This window comes from Klebsiella sp. 18074 (genome assembly GCF_902705905.1).
In the GTDB taxonomy this organism is placed as follows: domain Bacteria; phylum Pseudomonadota; class Gammaproteobacteria; order Enterobacterales; family Enterobacteriaceae; genus Klebsiella; species Klebsiella terrigena.
The window spans coordinates 16,003-34,218 of the sequence record NZ_CACSIS010000019.1; the positions used below are offsets into that span (position 1 = coordinate 16,003).

At 53.1% G+C, this 18,216-nt stretch carries 15 protein-coding genes; 14 read left to right on the forward strand and 1 reads right to left on the reverse strand.

Features of this window, described 5'->3' with window-relative positions; all coding sequences use genetic code 11:
* Positions 1–249 precede the first annotated feature (249 nt).
* The 11 genes from mnmG (at position 250) to GVK32_RS18510 (ending at position 10,370) form a co-directional block, all read left to right on the forward strand.
* Positions 250–2,139, forward strand: a complete 1,890-nt coding sequence (gene mnmG, locus GVK32_RS18460) for a tRNA uridine-5-carboxymethylaminomethyl(34) synthesis enzyme MnmG (protein WP_159871524.1) — start codon at positions 250–252, stop codon at positions 2,137–2,139.
* Positions 2,140–2,248: 109 nt separating this feature from the next.
* On the forward strand, positions 2,249–2,872 hold the full coding sequence (rsmG, locus tag GVK32_RS18465; RefSeq protein ID WP_159871527.1) for a 16S rRNA (guanine(527)-N(7))-methyltransferase RsmG: 624 nt from the start codon (positions 2,249–2,251) through the stop codon (positions 2,870–2,872).
* A gap of 616 nt (positions 2,873–3,488) precedes the next feature.
* A complete protein-coding gene (gene atpI, locus GVK32_RS18470; protein ID WP_041143360.1) occupies positions 3,489–3,869 on the forward strand; it encodes a F0F1 ATP synthase subunit I in 381 nt (126 codons plus the stop codon).
* A gap of 8 nt (positions 3,870–3,877) precedes the next feature.
* Positions 3,878–4,693 carry a F0F1 ATP synthase subunit A gene (gene atpB / locus GVK32_RS18475; RefSeq protein ID WP_041143359.1) on the forward strand — a complete coding sequence of 272 codons (816 nt, stop codon included), beginning with the start codon at positions 3,878–3,880 and terminating at the stop codon, positions 4,691–4,693.
* A 47-nt stretch (positions 4,694–4,740) separates the two neighbouring features.
* Positions 4,741–4,980: a F0F1 ATP synthase subunit C gene (gene atpE, locus GVK32_RS18480; RefSeq protein ID WP_000429386.1), complete on the forward strand. Its 240-nt coding sequence runs from the start codon at positions 4,741–4,743 to the stop codon at positions 4,978–4,980.
* Positions 4,981–5,034: 54 nt separating this feature from the next.
* The gene (gene atpF, locus GVK32_RS18485; protein WP_159871530.1) at positions 5,035–5,505 is read left to right on the forward strand and encodes a F0F1 ATP synthase subunit B; all 471 of its coding nucleotides are present in this window, start codon (positions 5,035–5,037) and stop codon (positions 5,503–5,505) included.
* A gap of 14 nt (positions 5,506–5,519) precedes the next feature.
* Complete coding sequence (gene atpH / locus GVK32_RS18490; RefSeq protein ID WP_159871533.1) at positions 5,520–6,053, forward strand: F0F1 ATP synthase subunit delta; 534 nt, start codon at positions 5,520–5,522, stop codon at positions 6,051–6,053.
* 12 nt (positions 6,054–6,065) lie between these two features.
* The gene (atpA, locus tag GVK32_RS18495; RefSeq protein ID WP_159871536.1) at positions 6,066–7,607 is read left to right on the forward strand and encodes a F0F1 ATP synthase subunit alpha; all 1,542 of its coding nucleotides are present in this window, start codon (positions 6,066–6,068) and stop codon (positions 7,605–7,607) included.
* A 50-nt stretch (positions 7,608–7,657) separates the two neighbouring features.
* Complete coding sequence (gene atpG / locus GVK32_RS18500; protein ID WP_159756809.1) at positions 7,658–8,521, forward strand: F0F1 ATP synthase subunit gamma; 864 nt, start codon at positions 7,658–7,660, stop codon at positions 8,519–8,521.
* Positions 8,522–8,547: 26 nt separating this feature from the next.
* The gene (atpD, locus tag GVK32_RS18505) at positions 8,548–9,930 is read left to right on the forward strand and encodes a F0F1 ATP synthase subunit beta (RefSeq protein WP_159871539.1); all 1,383 of its coding nucleotides are present in this window, start codon (positions 8,548–8,550) and stop codon (positions 9,928–9,930) included.
* Between the two features lie 20 nt (positions 9,931–9,950).
* Positions 9,951–10,370: a F0F1 ATP synthase subunit epsilon gene (locus GVK32_RS18510; RefSeq protein WP_159871542.1), complete on the forward strand. Its 420-nt coding sequence runs from the start codon at positions 9,951–9,953 to the stop codon at positions 10,368–10,370.
* Between the two features lie 409 nt (positions 10,371–10,779).
* On the opposite strand, the gene GVK32_RS18515 is transcribed toward GVK32_RS18510, so the two are convergent.
* Positions 10,780–12,963, reverse strand: a complete 2,184-nt coding sequence (locus GVK32_RS18515; protein WP_159871546.1) for a right-handed parallel beta-helix repeat-containing protein — start codon at positions 12,961–12,963, stop codon at positions 10,780–10,782.
* 346 nt (positions 12,964–13,309) lie between these two features.
* Between GVK32_RS18515 and glmU the strand changes: the two genes are divergently transcribed.
* The 3 genes from glmU (at position 13,310) to pstS (ending at position 18,095) form a co-directional block, all read left to right on the forward strand.
* A complete protein-coding gene (gene glmU / locus GVK32_RS18520; RefSeq protein WP_133600267.1) occupies positions 13,310–14,680 on the forward strand; it encodes a bifunctional UDP-N-acetylglucosamine diphosphorylase/glucosamine-1-phosphate N-acetyltransferase GlmU in 1,371 nt (456 codons plus the stop codon).
* A gap of 205 nt (positions 14,681–14,885) precedes the next feature.
* The gene (gene glmS / locus GVK32_RS18525; RefSeq protein ID WP_159871549.1) at positions 14,886–16,715 is read left to right on the forward strand and encodes a glutamine--fructose-6-phosphate transaminase (isomerizing); all 1,830 of its coding nucleotides are present in this window, start codon (positions 14,886–14,888) and stop codon (positions 16,713–16,715) included.
* A gap of 339 nt (positions 16,716–17,054) precedes the next feature.
* Positions 17,055–18,095, forward strand: a complete 1,041-nt coding sequence (gene pstS, locus GVK32_RS18530) for a phosphate ABC transporter substrate-binding protein PstS (RefSeq protein ID WP_159871552.1) — start codon at positions 17,055–17,057, stop codon at positions 18,093–18,095.
* The last annotated feature ends 121 nt before the right edge of the window (positions 18,096–18,216 follow it).

Here is an 18,216-nt window from a genome sequence, read left to right on the forward strand (position 1 = left end):
ACGGAACAGGATCACCGATCATTCACAGAAAGTGATCCTCCTTAACCGATTGATCTTAAACCGCGGATCCGGCTTATCCACAGAAAGGGCCGATCCTAATAAGAGATCATAATAAAACAGATCTCTAAATAAAAGATCTTCTTTTAAATACTCAAGATCCCGGAGCTTTCTCGGAAGTCGAAAGTTGAGTAGAATCCACGGCCCGGGCTTCAATCCATTTTCAAACCGCTTTATGCGAGGCATACCACCATGTTTTATCAGGATCCTTTTGACGTCATCATCATTGGCGGGGGTCATGCAGGCACTGAGGCCGCAATGGCCGCAGCGCGTATGGGTCAGCAGACCCTGCTTTTGACACACAATATCGACACTCTGGGGCAGATGAGCTGCAACCCGGCGATTGGCGGCATTGGGAAAGGACACCTGGTAAAAGAAGTGGATGCTCTTGGCGGCCTGATGGCGAAAGCGATCGACCATGCAGGCATTCAGTTTAGGATACTAAACGCCAGCAAAGGCCCGGCGGTACGCGCCACTCGCGCTCAGGCAGACCGCGTGCTCTACCGACAGGCGGTACGTACGGCGCTGGAAAACCAGCCCAACCTGATGATCTTCCAGCAGGCAGTTGAGGATCTGATTGTCGAAAACGATCGCGTTGTCGGCGCTGTGACCCAGATGGGGCTGAAGTTCCGCGCCAAAGCGGTTGTCCTGACCGTCGGAACCTTCCTCGACGGCAAGATCCACATCGGACTGGATAACTACAGCGGTGGTCGTGCAGGCGATCCGCCAGCGATCTCGCTCTCCCGCCGCTTACGCGAACTGCCGCTGCGCGTCAGCCGTTTGAAAACCGGAACTCCGCCGCGTATTGACGCGCGCACCATTGATTTCAGCGTCCTGGCACAGCAGCATGGCGATGACCCGATGCCGGTATTCTCGTTCATGGGATCCGCGGATCAGCATCCGCGTCAGGTTCCGTGCTACATCACGCACACTAACGAGAAAACGCACGACGTCATCCGCAATAACCTCGATCGCAGCCCGATGTACGCCGGGGTGATTGAAGGGATCGGCCCGCGTTACTGCCCGTCGATCGAAGATAAAGTGATGCGCTTTGCCGATCGCAACCAGCATCAGATCTTCCTCGAGCCAGAAGGACTGACCTCCAACGAAATTTATCCGAACGGTATCTCCACCAGCCTGCCGTTCGACGTCCAGATGCAGATTGTTCGCTCAATGCAGGGTATGGAGAACGCCAAAATCGTCCGCCCGGGCTACGCCATTGAGTATGATTTCTTCGATCCGCGCGACCTGAAGCCGACGCTGGAAAGTAAATATATCCAGGGTCTGTTCTTCGCCGGCCAGATTAACGGCACCACCGGCTACGAAGAAGCCGCGGCCCAGGGCCTGCTTGCCGGTCTGAACGCCGGTCGCTTCTCTGCAGAAAAAGAGGGCTGGGCGCCGGGTCGCTCTCAGGCCTACCTTGGCGTGCTGGTGGACGATCTGTGCACCCTCGGCACCAAAGAACCGTACCGCATGTTTACCTCCCGCGCGGAGTATCGCCTGATGCTGCGCGAAGATAACGCCGATCTGCGCCTGACCGAACAGGGTCGAGAGCTGGGTCTGGTAGATGATGAGCGCTGGGCGCGCTTCAATCAGAAGCTGGAAAGCATCGAACTTGAGCGTCAGCGGCTGAAAACGAGCTGGGTCAACCCGCAGGCCGCAAGCGTCGAAGAAGTGAATGCTCACCTCACCGCGCCGCTCTCACGCGAAGCCAGCGGTGAGGATCTGCTCCGTCGTCCGGAGATGACCTATCAACAGCTGGTGCAGCTGTCGCCTTTCGCTCCGGGTCTGCAGGACTCACAAGCGGCTGAGCAGGTTGAGATCCAGGTTAAGTATGAAGGCTATATCGCTCGTCAGCAGGATGAGATCGAAAGACACCAGCGCAATGAAAACACCTTGCTGCCTGCTACGCTTGATTATCGCCAGGTCATTGGGCTTTCCAATGAGGTGATTGCCAAGCTGAACGATCATAAGCCGTCTTCAATCGGTCAGGCATCGCGCATTTCTGGCGTGACGCCTGCGGCGATCTCCATTCTGCTGGTCTGGCTGAAAAAGCAGGGGATGCTGCGCCGCAGCGCCTGATCCTCAGACAGGTTTTTTGGCGGATAGCATCCCGTTTTCCGCCTCGTTGTTCATCAGCCCGGTAAGCGTTTTCGCCTCCGGGCTCATTATTTTTAGATAGGTACCGACCGTGCTCAACAAACTTTCTCGTCTACTGGATGAAGCGGCTATTACGCTCACCGATCATCAGAAAAATCAGCTGGTAGCGTATGTTGGACTGCTGGATAAGTGGAACAAAGCCTACAATCTGACCTCCGTTCGCGACCCGAATGAGATGCTGGTGCGGCATATTCTCGACAGCATTGTCGTTGCACCCTATCTTCAAGGAAGCCGTTTTATCGATGTCGGCACCGGTCCAGGGCTGCCTGGTATTCCGCTGGCCATCGTACGCCCTGAATCCCATTTCACCCTGCTGGACAGCCTTGGCAAGCGCGTGCGCTTTCTCCGTCAGGTTCAGCATGAGCTAAAGCTTGAGAACGTGACGCCGGTGCAGAGTAGGGTAGAGGCGTTCCCGGCCGAGCCGCCGTTTGATGGCGTGATCAGCCGCGCGTTCGCCTCGCTGAATGATATGGTGAGCTGGTGCCACCATTTGCCGGCAGAAGAGGGGCGTTTTTACGCACTTAAGGGCGTGGCTCAGGAAGAGGAGCTCACCGATTTGCCAGCCGGATACGCGGTGAGCGAGGTGATTAAACTGCGTGTCCCTCAGCTGGAAGGGGAGCGTCACCTGGTGGTTATTAAATCAAAAATAATTTAATTTTTACCAAAAAATGTGGAAAAAATGTCACCTGCGGATGTTACAAAAATGAAGGTAACGCCGGGGTATTATCGGGAGGCATTTAACCATATTTTTACTATGGCTTTTCTGGCTGTTAACTTTTGCTGGTTCATTTACCAGAACAATAGTCAACTTTGAAAATATCAGCCCGCTACAAATCAAGGCGCTGAACAGGCATATACTTGTTAAATATTTATTATAAATGTCAATAAAACGTTTTTAATGTATGTAGGGTTGTTTTGGAAAAAGTCCCTGATTTTTATGTTGAATATCAAAAGGATGAAAATTCATTGTTTATGAACAAAATTAATTCAGCAAAACTCTAAATGTTTATAATGTGATCTAATGCACGCTTTATAGGCCGTGTTTTCTCGGTATTTGCAGTTTTGCATGATCGCTCACAGATTGGCAAAATGCAGGAAAAGTTGCCTGTCAGAAAATAATTAAACATTTATTCACTATTTTGCTACTTATTGTTTGAATTCACGGGTTGTCACCGTATAATTTGTCCGCTTTTTGATGCTTGACTCTTCGCCTCAAAGGACGTTTTATACGACACGCGACATACCTCGAAGGAAGCAGGAGTAAAAACGTGATGTCTGTGTCGCTCTTGAGTCGAAACGTTGCTCGTAAGCTTCTGTTTATTCAGTTACTGGCAGTAATAGCAAGTGGACTGCTGTTCAGCCTCAAAGACCCCTTCTGGGGCATCTCTGCAATATGCGGAGGTTTGGCGGTCGTTGTGCCAAACATAATGTTTATGATTTTTGCCTGGCGTCATCAGGCGCATACACCAGCTAAAGGCCGAATGGCCTGGACCTTCGCTATCGGTGAAGCTTCCAAGGTGTTGCTGACCTTCGCGCTCCTCGTGATGGCGCTGGCCGTTTTCAAAGTGGTATTTTTACCGCTGATCGTGACGTGGGTTTTGGTGCTGGTGGTACAAATTCTGGCACCAGCTGTAATTAACAACAAAGGGTAAAAGGCATCATGGCTGCAGAAAATATGACGCCGCAGGAATACATAGGACACCATCTGAATAACCTTCAGCTGGACCTGCGTACTTTCTCGCTGGTGGATCCGCACAACCCCCCGGCCACCTTCTGGACGCTCAACATTGACTCCATGTTCTTCTCAGTGGTGCTCGGTCTGTTGTTCCTTACCATTTTCCGTAGCGTTGCGAAGAAAGCGACCAGCGGAGTACCGGGTAAACTCCAGACGGCTATCGAGATGACCATTGGCTTCGTCCATGGCAGCGTTAAAGATATGTATCATGGCAAGAGCAAGCTGATTGCTCCGCTGGCCCTCACCGTGTTCGTCTGGGTATTCCTGATGAACCTGATGGACCTGCTGCCAATCGACCTGATTCCTTACATCGGTGAACACATTTTCGGCCTGCCTGCACTGCGCGTGGTTCCGTCTGCGGACGTTAACATCACCCTGTCGATGGCGCTTGGCGTGTTTATCCTGATTCTTTTCTACAGCATCAAAATGAAAGGCGTGGGTGGGTTCGTTAAAGAACTGACGCTGCAGCCGTTCAATCACTGGGCGTTCATTCCTGTCAACTTAATCCTTGAAGGGGTAAGCCTGCTGTCCAAACCGGTATCACTTGGTCTGCGACTGTTCGGCAACATGTATGCCGGTGAGCTGATTTTCATTCTGATTGCTGGTCTGTTGCCGTGGTGGTCACAGTGGATTCTGAATGTGCCATGGGCCATTTTCCACATCCTGATTATTACGCTGCAAGCCTTCATCTTCATGGTTCTGACGATCGTCTATCTGTCGATGGCATCCGAAGAGCATTGATTTTTACCAACATACTACGTTTTTATTGAAATAAACTGGAGACTGTCATGGAAAACCTGAATATGGATCTGCTGTACATGGCTGCCGCTGTGATGATGGGTCTGGCGGCGATCGGTGCTGCGATCGGTATCGGCATCCTCGGGGGCAAATTCCTGGAAGGCGCAGCGCGTCAACCGGATCTGATTCCTCTGCTGCGTACTCAGTTCTTTATCGTTATGGGTCTGGTGGATGCTATCCCGATGATCGCTGTAGGTCTGGGTCTGTACGTGATGTTTGCTGTCGCGTAGTAAGTTGTACGTAAGAAACCTAAGCCACAGAGTTAATTTAAGAGGTATTGTGCTGTGAACATGAACGCAACAATCCTCGGCCAGGCCATCGCGTTTGTTCTTTTCGTATGGTTCTGCATGAAGTATGTATGGCCGCCATTAATGGCAGCCATCGAGAAGCGGCAGAAAGAAATTTCTGACGGTTTGGCTTCCGCAGAACGTGCTCAGAAAGATTTGGGCCTTGCACAGGCCAACGCGACCGACCAGCTGAAAAAAGCCAAAGCGGAAGCCCAGGTGATCATTGAACAGGCCAACAAACGCCGTTCTCAGATCATGGACGAAGCGAAGGTTGAAGCAGAACAGGAACGAAGCAAAATCGTTGCCCAGGCTCAGGCTGAAATCGATGCCGAGCGTAAACGTGCTCGCGAAGAACTTCGCAAGCAGGTCGCGATTCTGGCTGTTGCTGGTGCCGAGAAGATCATCGAACGTTCCGTGGATGAAGCTGCTAACAGCGACATCGTGGATAAACTTGTCGCTGAACTGTAAGGAGGGAGGGGCTGATGTCTGAATTTGTAACGGTAGCTCGCCCCTACGCCAAAGCAGCTTTTGACTTTGCGGTCGAAAACCAACGCGTAGATAACTGGCAGGATATGCTGTCGTTTGCCGCCGAGGTCACGAAAAACGATCAAATGGCAGAGTTACTTTCTGGCGCTCTTGCGCCGGAAACGCTCGCAGATGCGTTTATCGCAATCTGCGGTGAGCAGCTGGACGCCAGCGGCCAGAACCTGATTCGGGTAATGGCTGAAAACGGTCGTCTTAAGGCGCTCCCGGATGTTCTCGAGCAGTTCGCGCATTTACGCGCACTGAGTGAAGCGACAGCAGAAGTCGAAGTGACTTCCGCAACGGCACTGAGTGACGAACAGCTCGCGAAAATCTCTGCCGCGATGGAAAAACGTCTGTCACGCAAAGTTAAGCTGAATTGCAAAATCGATAAGTCTGTAATGGCAGGCGTTATCATCCGCACGGGTGATACGGTCATTGATGGTAGCGTACGCGGCCGTCTTGAACGCCTTGCAGACGTATTGCAGTCTTAAGGGGACTGGAGCATGCAACTGAATTCCACCGAAATCAGCGAACTGATCAAGCAGCGCATTGCTCAGTTCAATGTTGTGAGCGAGGCTCATAACGAAGGTACTATTGTTTCTGTAAGCGACGGTGTTATCCGCATCCACGGCCTGGCCGATTGTATGCAGGGTGAGATGATTTCCCTGCCGGGTAACCGTTACGCTATCGCACTGAACCTGGAGCGCGACTCCGTAGGTGCTGTTGTGATGGGTCCGTATGCTGACCTCGCCGAAGGCATGAAGGTTAAGTGTACTGGCCGTATTCTTGAAGTACCGGTTGGCCGTGGCATGTTAGGCCGCGTGGTGAACACCCTGGGTGCACCAATTGACGGTAAAGGTCCGGTTGAACACGATGGCTTCTCGCCAATCGAAGTTATCGCACCGGGCGTAATCGAACGTCAGTCCGTCGACCAGCCGGTACAAACCGGTTATAAATCCGTCGATGCAATGATCCCAATCGGCCGTGGCCAGCGTGAGCTGATCATCGGTGACCGTCAGACCGGTAAAACCGCGATGGCAATCGATGCGATCATCAACCAGCGTGATTCCGGCATTAAGTGCGTCTACGTGGCTATCGGCCAGAAAGCGTCCACCATCTCTAACGTGGTACGTAAACTGGAAGAACATGGCGCGCTGTCCAACACCATTGTTGTTGTGGCGACCGCTTCTGAATCCGCAGCGCTGCAGTACCTGGCTCCGTATGCCGGTTGCGCAATGGGCGAATACTTCCGCGACCGCGGCGAAGATGCGCTGATCGTATACGATGACCTGTCTAAACAGGCCGTTGCTTACCGTCAGGTGTCCCTGCTGCTCCGTCGTCCGCCAGGACGTGAAGCATTCCCAGGCGACGTGTTCTACCTCCACTCCCGTCTGCTGGAGCGCGCATCCCGCGTTAACGCTGAATACGTTGAGAACTTCACCAAAGGTGAAGTGAAAGGTAAAACAGGTTCCCTGACCGCGCTGCCGATTATCGAAACTCAGGCTGGTGACGTTTCCGCATTCGTTCCGACTAACGTAATTTCCATTACCGATGGTCAGATCTTCCTGGAAACCAACCTGTTTAACTCCGGTATTCGTCCGGCGGTCAACCCGGGTATCTCCGTATCCCGTGTTGGTGGTGCTGCTCAGACCAAGATCATCAAGAAACTGTCCGGTGGTATTCGTACCGCTCTGGCACAGTATCGTGAACTGGCTGCGTTCTCTCAGTTCGCATCCGATCTGGATGAAGCAACCCGTAAACAGCTGAGCCATGGTCAGAAAGTAACCGAGCTGCTGAAACAGAAACAGTATGCTCCGATGTCTGTAGCACAGCAGGGCCTGGTTCTGTTTGCTGCGGAACGCGGTTACCTCGAAGATGTGGAACTGGCGAAAATCGGTAGCTTCGAAGCCGCTCTGCTGGCTTACGTTGACCGTGACCACGCTCCACTGATGCAAGAAATCAACCAGACCGGTGGCTATAACGACGAAATCGAAGGCAAGCTGAAAGGCATCCTCGATTCCTTCAAAGCAACCCAGTCCTGGTAACGTCTGACGGTCTGTCCTAGGGCAGGCCGTTAGGCATTGAGGAGAAGCTCATGGCCGGCGCAAAAGAGATACGTAGTAAGATCGCAAGCGTCCAGAACACGCAGAAGATCACTAAAGCGATGGAAATGGTCGCCGCGTCCAAAATGCGTAAATCGCAGGAACGCATGGCAGCCAGCCGCCCTTATGCTGATACCATGCGCAAAGTGATTGGTCACCTTGCCACCGGTAATCTGGAATATAAGCACCCTTACCTGGAAGAACGCGAAGTCAAACGCGTGGGCTACCTGGTGGTGTCCACTGACCGTGGTCTGTGCGGCGGTTTGAACATTAACCTGTTCAAAAAAGTGCTGGCAGATATGAAAGCATGGTCCGATAAAGGCGTTCAGAGCGAACTCGCGATGATCGGCTCCAAGGGCGTGTCTTTCTTTAATTCCGTTAGCGGTAACGTGGTTGCTCAGGTGACAGGAATGGGCGATAACCCTTCCCTGTCCGAACTGATCGGCCCGGTAAAAGTGATGTTGCAGGCCTACGATGAAGGCCGTCTGGACAAGCTGTATGTTGTCAGCAACAAATTTATTAACACCATGTCTCAGGCTCCGACCATTACTCAACTGCTGCCGCTGCCGGCATCAGAAGACGAGGATCTGAAGCGTAAATCCTGGGATTACCTGTACGAACCTGATCCGAAAGCGCTGCTGGACACCCTGCTGCGTCGTTACGTCGAGTCTCAGGTTTATCAGGGCGTGGTAGAAAACCTGGCCAGCGAGCAGGCCGCACGTATGGTGGCGATGAAAGCCGCGACCGACAATGGCGGCAGCCTGATTAAAGAGCTGCAGTTGGTATACAACAAAGCTCGTCAGGCCAGCATTACTCAGGAACTCACCGAAATCGTCGGTGGTGCATCCGCGGTATAACCAGGTTAATTCGTAGAGGATTCAAGATGGCTACTGGAAAAATTGTCCAGGTAATCGGCGCCGTGGTTGACGTCGAATTCCCTCAGGATGCCGTACCGCGTGTGTACGATGCCCTTGAGGTTATGAATGGTAACGAGAGCCTGGTGCTGGAAGTTCAGCAGCAGCTCGGGGGTGGTATCGTCCGTACCATCGCCATGGGTTCTTCCGACGGTCTGCGTCGTGGTCTGGATGTTAAAGACCTCGAGCACCCAATCGAAGTCCCAGTAGGTAAAGCAACGCTCGGTCGTATCATGAACGTACTGGGCCAGCCTATCGACATGAAAGGCGATATCGGTGAAGAAGACCGTTGGGCGATTCACCGTGCAGCACCTTCCTATGAAGAGCTGTCAAGCTCCCAGGAACTGTTGGAAACCGGCATCAAAGTAATGGACCTGATTTGTCCGTTTGCGAAGGGTGGTAAAGTTGGTCTGTTCGGTGGTGCCGGTGTAGGCAAAACCGTAAACATGATGGAGCTTATCCGTAACATCGCTATCGAACACTCCGGTTACTCCGTATTTGCGGGCGTGGGTGAACGTACTCGTGAGGGTAACGACTTCTACCACGAAATGACCGATTCCAACGTACTGGATAAAGTATCCCTGGTTTACGGCCAGATGAACGAGCCACCGGGAAACCGTCTGCGCGTTGCTCTGACCGGTCTGACCATGGCTGAGAAATTCCGTGACGAAGGTCGTGACGTACTGCTGTTCGTCGATAACATCTACCGTTATACCCTGGCCGGTACAGAAGTATCTGCACTGCTGGGTCGTATGCCTTCTGCGGTAGGTTATCAGCCGACTCTGGCCGAAGAGATGGGCGTTCTTCAGGAACGTATCACTTCAACCAAAACCGGTTCTATCACCTCCGTTCAGGCGGTATATGTACCTGCGGATGACTTGACTGACCCATCTCCAGCCACCACCTTTGCTCACCTGGATGCAACCGTGGTACTGAGCCGTCAGATCGCGTCTCTGGGTATCTACCCGGCCGTTGACCCGCTGGACTCCACCAGCCGTCAGCTGGATCCGCTGGTTGTTGGTCAGGAACACTACGACACCGCGCGTGGCGTACAGTCTCTGCTGCAGCGTTACCAGGAATTGAAAGATATCATCGCAATCCTGGGTATGGATGAGCTTTCCGAAGAAGATAAACTGGTTGTAGCACGTGCGCGTAAGATCCAGCGCTTCCTGTCTCAGCCATTCTTCGTAGCAGAAGTCTTCACCGGTTCTCCGGGCAAGTTCGTCTCGCTGAAAGATACCATCCGTGGCTTTAAAGGCATCATGGACGGCGAGTATGACCATCTGCCAGAGCAGGCGTTCTACATGGTTGGCACTATCGACGAAGCTGTGGAAAAAGCCAAAAAACTTTAACGCCTTAATCGGAGGGTGATATGGCAATGACTTACCACCTGGACGTCGTCAGCGCAGAGAAGCAAATGTTCTCTGGTCTGGTCGAGAAAATCCAGGTAACGGGTAGTGAAGGTGAGCTGGGTATTTTCCCGGGTCACGCCCCGCTGCTCACCGCCATTAAGCCTGGTATGATTCGCATCGTTAAACAGCACGGTCATGAAGAGTTTATCTATCTGTCCGGCGGCATTCTTGAAGTGCAGCCTGGCAGCGTGACCGTACTGGCTGATACGGCAATTCGTGGCCAGGATCTCGACGAAGCACGAGCCCTGGAAGCGAAACGTAAAGCGGAAGAGCACATTAACAGCTCTCACGGCGACGTAGATTACGCTCAGGCGTCTGCGGAACTGGCCAAAGCGATCGCCAAACTGCGCGTTATCGAATTGACCAAAAAAGCGATGTAACACCGGCTTGAAAGTTAAAAGGCCAGTCTGGTTTCCAGGCTGGCTTTTTTTATGGTTTCGTTTCAGTATTTTCAAAACTAAAAAGATATTTTAAAAATTTTGTGATGATAGTCTCATTTTTGTTGATTGCTCAAAAAATGAGGCGTAGACTTGTTTTTGTGATGCGTATCACAAAAAAAATCTATCAAAACGAATCTCTATTCAGGAAGTCATCATGAAACTGCTCAATAAAATCATCGCCTTCTTCAGCACTATGAACGTGACCTTCGGTACCTTCAATAACTAAGAAGCCCACTCTCCGGCCTGCATTTGCGCTGTACCGCTAACTAAAACGACAACACATGCGGTGTGAAGCAGGAAAGAAAGTAAAAGGTCGCCCGCGGGCGACCTTTGTATTTTAGGGCCAGTATCAGGAGCGAGGCTGGCTGCGGCTGAGGAAATCACCGGTATTGAAACGGCCATCCGCATGGCGCAGCAGCGGGTCCGGCAGCGCCAGCGTTTGATAGTCGTCGCTCTTAATGCTTTTTCCCTGGGCGTTGATGCTCTTACCGTCGTGGATAAAATAGTTGCTGTCGTCGATATTGCCGACCACGGCATCATCGTATTTTCCCGGCTGGCTGCGCAGGGAGATATTGCCGCTAAACGCGCCCTGAGTCTCGGGTTTACCGTACGGGCTAGGGCGGAAGATGTAGTTAAAGCGCTGATTATCCACCGCCACATTGTTGACCACCATCAGCCTGCCGGGGTTGAAGTTATCCGTAAAACCGTCCAGGTGATTACCTATCGCAATGCTGTTGCGCACCTCATGCGCCACCGGCTGCCCTTCCCCACCCAGCTTAAAACCATTGCTGGTGTTATTACGGGCAATTGAGTTCTCGATCGTCACAACGCCGTTGGCCCCATCTTCAATCTTGTTGAACAGGTCAAATCCGTCGTCGATATTATCGTAGGAGTAGCACCCTTCGAGCCGGTTTCCCTCACCGACCCGCATTTTGACCGCAAACCCATCGGCGTTGATCTTGCCCGGATCTTCATTGCTGAACGATTCGGAGTTGACCACCCGATTGTAGCTGGCCCACAGCGGGCGCCCCACCTCCGGCGGAGAGGAAATTTGAATTCCGGTATCGTCGTTGCGATAAGCGGTGACGTTCTCAATCAGATTATGGCTGCCCTGCACCCGCAGGCTTTTATCGGTGACGGAGATCCCCTTGATATGCCAGTAGCTGGCGTCGAGCTGCAGGCCGTGAATAACCGCCTTTCCGTCGGCCCGCAGCGTCTTAGGTTGCCCTTTGAGCCCGCTGGTGCTGAGCGGGATCTGCGTTTGCGGATAGTCCCCGGTGGCTAAGATAAGCGTGCCGCCGGCGGGCAGTAGATCCACGCCGCGGGAGAGAGTGAGCGGATCGTCAGCCGTTCCGCGAGCGTTCTCCTGCCCTTGCGCAGAAACGTAGAGGGTACGGCCTTCGACGCCGGCGCTGCGTTCAACCGTCAGCGTTTGCGCCACCGGCTTGCCGCTGGTGGCCGGCGTAAACAGCACCTCGAAGGTGTTCTTGTCTTTGAGCGTGGCGGGTTGCGTAAACATCTCCCCGGCTTTGACGGCGATGTCCTTGCCGATGATGACTTCGTCCTGACGGACGGTGAAGCGCCCGTCATAGTTAGCCCGCGCCTGCAGAATATACTCCGCGCTCTGGCTTTGGGCGCCAGAGGCAATCTGCATCACAACCGGCCAGGCTTTCGCGATATAGGGCGGAGAAGCCTGCGTCCTGGCTGCTGAAGTCGTCAGCGAGGCGTTGCTGATGGTGATTTTGGCATTACGCGAGGCGAAAAAGCCGACATAGTAATGGTCTTTATCCTGCTGGGCGATCGTGTCGCTGCGGGGAACCTTCTTGCTTACCCATTCGCTGCTGCCCGTCGGCGCCCATGAGGTGATGAAACCGTCGTTAGTGCGTTCCAGCTTGAGCTGAAAGGCTGGGGTTTGCTGGAGATCGATATTCTCTTTGTAGCTCTGCCTGGTAATAGAAGAACCGGCATTGCCCCAGGGCTGGGAAATCCCTTCTCGGCCGATCGCCTGCAGTTTTATATGCGAATGATCTTTCTTATCCTGGGTCACGATCGCGTTCATGAGCATATTCGATGCTGCCGGAAACTCTTCATAGCCCACCTTTAAAGGCTGCTGGCGCGGCAGACCGATAACATCACGCACCAGCAGCCCGGCGCCTTCCTGCGCTGCCGGACGGGCGCCGTTCTCCGGACCGAACTGATCCACCGTGACCGTCGCCTGCAGGATAAAGTTTTGGCTAACCGGCAGCATGGTATAAAAGAAGGTCAGGCCGTCATGCGAATTCGCGATCTTGCCTCCCCGACTCTCGATGGTGACGGGAGCGCTGAGATCGACAGTATCCTGGGGCGTCAGCTTTTTACCTGCTATCGTAACGTCATTCACCCCAATTTTTTCCGGCAGGACGTTGGAGGAGAAGTTAACGTCGGTTGATTGACCAAAAGTGATACCTCGCCAGACATGAGCCTCGCCAGCGTGCAGCGGCAATGCGATAATTGAGCTACAAAGGGCTAATGCCAAAGGGATTTTTTTATTCATTTTTTTCTCCAGAGTAAATAATGAGCAGCATTATCATTATAATGAAACGGTGTTTCTATTTGCTGTGTCACAATAAATGAATAATAAAACTATGTTTTAATTTTGTGTTTTCGCTTTATTCAGGCGTCGAAAAAACAGCAAAAGCAGAGGGATAGCAAATATTCATCTCTCTTATCGGGTTTTTTCGGAGGTAAACTGATTTGCAGTGACTAAAAATAGCGCCATAAAATGGTGTATAGCGTTGAGCCTGAGCGTTTTATCCTCGTCTCGTTTTATGATGAAAAATATGTAGTAATTTCAACGTGAAAGGCTTTTACTTTTCGTTCTAACAGCTGTCAGGATGCGTATGTCAAACAGTGCGATGAGCGTGGTTGTCCTTGCCGCAGGCAAAGGGACCCGCATGTATTCCGATCTTCCCAAGGTGCTGCACGCCCTGGCTGGGAAGCCAATGGTTCAGCATGTCATTGATGCTACTAAAGATTTAGGCGCCTCTTCCGTACACCTTGTGTATGGCCACGGCGGCGATCTGCTGCGTCAAACGCTGCATGAAGACAACCTTAACTGGGTTCTGCAGGCGGAACAGCTGGGAACCGGCCATGCGATGCAGCAGGCGGCACCTTTCTTTGCCGATGATGAAGACATCATGATGCTGTACGGCGACGTCCCGCTGATCTCCGTCGATACCCTGCAGCGCCTGCGCGCCGCCAAACCGCAGGGCGGGATTGGCCTGCTGACGGTAAAGCTGGACGATCCGAGCGGCTATGGACGCATCACCCGTGAAAACGGCAGGGTAAGCGGCATCGTTGAGCATAAAGATGCCAGCGAAGCGCAGCGTCAAATTCAGGAAATCAACACCGGGATCCTGATCGCTGGCGGCGCGGATTTAAAACGCTGGCTGGCTAAGCTGACGAATAACAACGTCCAGGGCGAATACTACATTACCGATATCATCGCCATGGCATATCAGGAAGGCCGGGAAATCGTTGCCGTCCATCCGCAGCGTTTAAGCGAAGTTGAAGGCGTCAACAACCGCCTGCAGCTCTCCCGCCTCGAGCGCGTTTATCAGTCTGAACAGGCGGAAAAACTGCTGTTGGCGGGCGTGATGCTGCGCGATCCGGCACGTTTTGATCTCCGCGGCACCCTGACGCACGGGCGCGACGTTGAGATTGATACTAACGTTATCCTTGAGGGCAACGTGGTGCTGGGCGAACGGGTGAAAATTGGCACCGGCTGCGTGATTAAAAACAGCACCATCGGCGATGACTGCGAAATCAGCCCGTACTCGGTGGTGGAAGATGCCCACCTGCAGGCTGCCTGCACTATCGGACCTTTTGCGCGTTTGCGTCCGGGGGCGGAGCTGCTGGAAGGCGCGCACGTCGGCAACTTTGTCGAAATGAAGAAAGCGCGTCTGGGTAAAGGTTCGAAGGCGGGACACCTCTCCTACCTTGGCGATGCGGAAATCGGCGATAACGTCAATATCGGTGCAGGTACCATCACCTGTAACTATGACGGCGCCAATAAATTTAAAACCATCATCGGCAACGACGTGTTTGTCGGCTCGGACAGCCAGCTGGTGGCGCCCGTAACCGTAGGCAACGGCGTGACGATTGCCGCCGGTACGACGGTAACCCGCGATATCGCTGATAATGAATTAGTATTAAGCCGCGTGCCGCAGGTCCATAAGCAGGGCTGGCAGCGTCCGGTGAAGAAAAAGTAGGTCATTTATCCCTCGTCCTTTTGGGATGAGGGCCGGGGTGAGAGGATAAAATAATCCTCCCCCCACGGCAGTAACCATAAAAATAGCCCCACTCTCTACAAGGCTCGGGGCGCCCGAAAAGGGCATTACCCAACGGCAAATGCGTTGGGTAAAACACAGGTCAGCGACAACGCATGGCATAACGCCATTATCAGGAAATTTAACTATGTGTGGAATTGTTGGCGCAGTCGCGCAGCGTGATATTGCTGAAATCCTTATCGAAGGTTTACGTCGTCTGGAATACCGTGGCTATGACTCTGCCGGTCTGGCAGTGGTTGATAACGAAGGACATATGTCCCGCGTTCGTCGGCTTGGTAAGGTACAGATGCTGGCTCAGGCGGTAGAAGAGCAGCCGTTGCACGGCGGTACGGGGATTGCCCATACCCGCTGGGCGACCCACGGCGAGCCGTCCGAGAGCAATGCGCATCCGCATGTTTCTGAACATATTGTGGTGGTCCACAACGGGATCATCGAAAACCATGAACCGCTGCGCGAGCTGCTGCAGTCGCGCGGCTATATTTTCGTATCAGAGACTGATACGGAAGTGATTGCTCACCTGGTGCACTGGGAGCTGGAGCAAGGTGGTACCCTGCGGGAAGCCGTTCTGCGCGCCATCCCACAGCTGCGCGGCGCTTACGGTACCGTGATCGTGGATACCCGCGACCCGAGCACCCTGCTGGCCGCTCGTTCAGGCAGCCCGCTGGTTATCGGTCTGGGGATGGGGGAGAACTTCATCGCCTCCGATCAGCTGGCGCTGCTGCCGGTGACCCGCCGCTTTATCTTCCTCGAAGAGGGTGATATCGCGGAAGTTTCCCGCCGCTCGGTGGTGGTGTTTGATAAGTCAGGCGCGGAGGTTAAACGCCCGGATATCGAATCCAACCTGCAGTACGACGCGGGCGATAAGGGTATCTACCGCCACTACATGCAAAAAGAGATCTACGAGCAGCCGAACGCAATCAAGAACACCCTCTCCGGGCGCATTAGCCACGGAGAAGTCGATCTGAGCGAACTGGGCGTGAACGCCAACGAGATGCTGTCTCAGGTTGAGCATATCCAGATTGTCGCCTGCGGTACTTCGTATAACTCCGGGATGGTTTCTCGCTACTGGTTTGAAGCGCTGTCCGGCGTGCCGTGCGATGTCGAAATCGCCTCTGAATTCCGCTATCGCAAATCGGCAGTACGCCGCAACAGCCTGATGATCACGCTCTCCCAGTCCGGCGAGACGGCGGATACGCTGGCCGCCCTGCGCCTGTCGAAAGAGCTGGGATATCTTGGCTCTCTGGCTATTTGCAACGTCCCTGGCTCGTCGCTGGTTCGCGAGTCCGATCTGTCGCTGATGACCAAAGCGGGCACCGAAATCGGCGTGGCTTCCACCAAAGCCTTCACCACTCAGCTAACCGTGCTGCTGATGCTGGTGGCGAAGCTGGCGCGTCTGAAGGGCCAGGATGCGGCGATTGAGCACGATATCGTGCACGGTCTGCAGGCGTTACCGAGCCGAATCGAACAGATGCTGTCGCAGGACAAGCGTATTGAAGCGCTGGCGGAAAGCTTCTCTGATAAGCACCACGCGCTGTTCCTCGGCCGTGGCGATCAGTACCCTATTGCCCTTGAAGGGGCGCTGAAGCTGAAAGAGATCTCTTATATCCACGCGGAAGCCTACGCTGCCGGCGAGCTGAAGCACGGTCCTCTGGCCCTGATTGACGCCGAGATGCCGGTTATTGTGGTCGCACCGAACAACGAACTGCTGGAGAAACTCAAATCCAACATTGAAGAAGTTCGCGCCCGCGGCGGCCAGCTGTACGTCTTTGCCGACGGTGATGCTGGCTTTAGCAGTAGCGACAATATGCATATCATTCAGATGCCGCATGTTGAAGAGGCGATCGCGCCAATCTTCTACACCGTGCCGCTGCAGCTGCTGGCCTATCACGTGGCGCTGATTAAAGGCACCGACGTTGACCAGCCGCGTAACCTCGCAAAATCGGTGACCGTAGAATAAAGCACAACGCATCACACAAGGGCTGCCAACTGGCGGCCCTTTTTATTACCTGCAGAGTGTTTTCTATTGTGATAGTCAAAAAATTCGGCTGCGCTGGTTTATGACAAACTGTCATCTTTGACGATGATTTCAGCTGTCATAAAAAGAAAATTTTTCTGCAAAACTACGGTCACTTAACTAATTAACATTATGATTTATAATGTTTTTATTTTCTTCTGTTCTTCATCTTTTCGCCTGTCATAAAACTGTAATAATTCGTACATTTTACTGTCACCTCTTTGTCCTATTTTGCTCACCATAGCCTCGAAACAACGATTTACGAATCCAGCAGGAGACATTATGAACGTTATGCGTACCACCGTCGCAACAGTTGTCGCCGCGACCTTATCTATGAGCGCTTTTTCTGCATTTGCAGCAGCAAGTCTGACAGGCGCAGGCGCAACTTTCCCTGCGCCGGTGTATGCCAAATGGGCTGATACTTATCAGAAAGAAACCAGCAATAAAGTGAACTACCAGGGCATCGGCTCTTCCGGTGGTGTAAAACAAATTATTGCCAACACCGTTGATTTCGGTGCTTCTGATGCTCCTCTGGCTGACGACAAGCTGGCTCAGGAAGGTTTGTTCCAGTTCCCAACCGTTATCGGCGGCGTGGTGCTGGCCGTTAACCTGCCAGGCGTGAAGTCCGGCGAGCTGGTGCTGGACGGTAAAACGCTGGGTGACATCTACCTGGGCAAAATTAAGAAGTGGGATGACGAAGCGATTGCCAAACTCAACCCAGGCAAGAAGCTGCCGGCACAGAATATTGCCGTGGTTCGTCGTGCTGATGGCTCCGGTACCTCCTTCGTCTTCACCAGCTACCTGGCGAAAGTGAACGAAGAGTGGAAATCCAAAATCGGCGCAGGCTCTACCGTTAACTGGCCGACCGGTCTGGGCGGTAAAGGTAACGACGGTATCGCCGCTTTCGTTCAGCGTCTGCCGGGTTCCATTGGCTACGTTGAGTACGCCTATGCGAAACAAAACAACCTCGCCTACACCAAGCTGCTGTCTGCCGACGGCAAGCCGGTTAGCCCAACGGAAGATAACTTCGCGAACGCCGCGAAAGGTATCGACTGGAGCAAGTCTTTTGCTCAGGACCTGACTAACCAGAAAGGTGAAAATGCATGGCCGATCACCTCAACCACCTTTATCCTGGTACACAAGGCTTCCAACAAGCCTGAGCAGACGGCTGAAGTGCTGAAGTTCTTCGACTGGGCGTATAAAAACGGCGGTAAAGAAGCTAACGCACTGGATTACGCAACGCTGCCGGAAAGCGTGGTTGAGCAGGTTCGCGCTGCATGGAAAACCAACGTGAAGGACAGCAGCGGTAAAGCGCTGTACTAATACTCGTTATACTTCGCGCTGCAGGCTACGTTGCTGCGGCGCGAATTATTTTGGGTATAGCATTACCTTTGTCTAACAGGTCAGTAATATAGCGGCCTTTCGGACCCGAACTTAAAGAGTA